General features: G+C 46.9%; 1 protein-coding gene. It reads left to right on the forward strand.

Annotated features, from left to right (window positions below; genetic code table 11):
- Nucleotides 1–17: 17 nt before the first annotated feature.
- Nucleotides 18–732 (forward strand): UvrD-helicase domain-containing protein (locus A3762_RS22385; RefSeq protein ID WP_156493674.1); only part of this gene is annotated, 715 nt, incomplete at its 3' end.

Raw genomic sequence — 732 nt, forward strand, 5'->3', positions numbered from 1 at the left:
AACAAAGTAGCACCCTAATGGACGTATCTCATTTACTTGATGGCTTAAACGACGCACAACGCGAAGCAGTCGCAGCCCCTATGCAAAACTTACTCGTATTGGCTGGAGCTGGAAGCGGAAAAACCCGTGTTCTTGTTCATCGTATTGCTTGGTTGATGCAAATCGAGGGCATTAGTCCTACATCTATTATGGCTGTTACCTTCACCAATAAAGCAGCCAAAGAGATGCGTGGGCGTATTGAAGATCTTCTAAACATTCCGAGCCGAGGCATGTGGTTTGGGACGTTTCACGGCATCGCTCATCGTTTTTTACGTGCCCATTTCAGAGAAGCCGAATTACCAGAGAATTTTCAGATTCTTGATTCCGATGACCAACTTCGCATCATCAAGCGTCTAATGCGTGATCGCGGCATCGATGAAGCGCGCATTCCGCCACGCCAAGTACAAGGTTTTATCAATAGCCGAAAAGACGAAGGGGTTCGGGCTAAACATTTAGCGCCTGCGAAAAATCCTTTCGACAAGCAAATACATGGTTTGTACCTCGATTATGAAGAGCAATGCCAACAGTCTGGTCTCGTCGATTTCGGTGAGCTACTGTTGCGTTCACATGAAATCTGGCTGAACCATCCGGCTCTTCTTTCGCATTATCAGGAGCGCTTTAGCTACTTACTAGTAGACGAGTTCCAAGATACCAACACCGTACAATATGCTTGGCTACGTGTACTCGCTGGAG

This window comes from Oleiphilus sp. HI0125 (genome assembly GCF_001635355.1).